Source organism: Neisseria sp. P0001.S005, assembly GCF_051963715.1.
This window is the reverse complement of the sequence record NZ_JBQCTZ010000399.1, coordinates 1-1,390: the sequence shown is the minus strand read 5'-3', so window position 1 is coordinate 1,390 and position 1,390 is coordinate 1. Positions and strand designations below refer to the sequence as shown.

Annotated in this window: 2 protein-coding genes; both read left to right on the top strand. The window is 52.2% G+C overall.

The annotated features are described in order from the left end of the window. The first annotated feature begins 21 nt into the window (after positions 1-21). Positions 22-798: a lipid asymmetry maintenance ABC transporter permease subunit MlaE gene (mlaE, locus tag ACTHSP_RS20570; RefSeq protein ID WP_003683792.1), complete on the top strand. Its 777-nt coding sequence runs from the start codon at positions 22-24 to the stop codon at positions 796-798. A 49-nt stretch (positions 799-847) separates the two neighbouring features. Beyond that, complete coding sequence (gene mlaD, locus ACTHSP_RS20565) at positions 848-1,342, top strand: outer membrane lipid asymmetry maintenance protein MlaD (RefSeq protein ID WP_049329454.1); 495 nt, start codon at positions 848-850, stop codon at positions 1,340-1,342. The last annotated feature ends 48 nt before the right edge of the window (positions 1,343-1,390 follow it).

Below are 1,390 nucleotides of genomic sequence, written 5' to 3'. Positions count from 1 at the left end.
TTAACCAATCAACTGAAACCTATGAATTTTATCCGTTCCGTCGGGGCAAAAACCCTCGGCTTCATCCAATCGCTGGGCAGCATTACGCTGTTTTTCCTGCAGATCCTGGCCAAATCAGGTACGGCGTTTGCCCGCCCGCGCCTGAGCATCCGCCAGGTTTACTTTGCAGGCGTGTTGTCTGTCCTGATTGTTGCCGTCTCCGGCCTGTTTGTCGGCATGGTATTGGGCTTGCAGGGCTATACGCAGCTGGCAAAATTCAAATCCGCCGATATTTTGGGCTATATGGTTGCCGCTTCCCTGTTGCGCGAATTGGGTCCCGTATTGGCGGCTATTCTGTTTGCCAGCAGCGCGGGCGGTGCCATGACCAGTGAAATCGGTTTGATGAAAACCACCGAGCAGCTTGAAGCAATGAACGTGATGGCGGTCGACCCCGTGGCACGCGTGGTTGCGCCGCGCTTTTGGGCGGGTGTGTTTTCCATGCCTTTGTTGGCATCAATTTTCAATGTTGCCGGCATTTACGGCGCGTATTTGGTCGGCGTCGAATGGCTGGGTTTGGACGGCGGTATTTTCTGGTCGCAAATGCAAAACAACATTACCTTCCATTACGACGTACTCAACGGCTTAATCAAATCCGCCGCCTTCGGCGTAGCCGTTACGCTGATCGCCGTACATCAGGGCTTCCACTGCGTACCGACTTCCGAAGGTATTTTGCGCGCCAGTACACGCACCGTAGTGTCTTCCGCCCTGACTATCCTCGCCGTCGACTTCATGTTGACCGCATGGATGTTTACCGACTAAAGGCCGTCTGAAACGACACTTAAAAAGAATGAAACAAGGACAATAGCACATGAAAAAAAATGCTTTGGAATTTTGGGTAGGACTGTTTGTCTTACTGGGCGCAGCCGCTATCGGCTTTCTCGCCTTCCGAGCCGCCGGCGGGCAATCGTTCGGCAAATCCTCTCAAACCTACACCGTCTATGCCGATTTCAGCGACATCGGCGGCTTGAAAACCAACGCTCCGGTCAAATCCGCAGGCGTACTGGTGGGCCGCGTTGCATCCATTCAGCTCGACCCTAAATCCTATCAGGCAAAAGTTGCCCTCAATCTGGACAGTCAATATCAGTTCAGCAGCGACGTTTCCGCACAAATCCTGACTTCAGGCTTGTTGGGCGAACAATACATCGGCCTGCAACAAGGCGGCGATACTGATTCTTTGGCGGCAGGCGACACCATTACCGTCACCAGCTCCGCCATGGTTTTGGAAAACCTTATCGGCAAATTCATGACCAGCTTTGCCGAAAAAAACGCAGACAGTGAATCTGCCGGTCAAAACAAACAATAAACACATATCAACCCAATATTCAGGACACTCCCATGAAAAAAACTTCCT

Bases quoted from the DNA above. Each gene is read 5' to 3' on its own strand.
- mlaE (WP_003683792.1), top strand. From the start codon at position 22: ATGAATTTTATCCGTTCCGTCGGGGCAAAAACCCTCGGCTTCATCCAA.
- mlaD (WP_049329454.1), top strand. From the start codon at position 848: ATGAAAAAAAATGCTTTGGAATTTTGGGTAGGACTGTTTGTCTTACTG.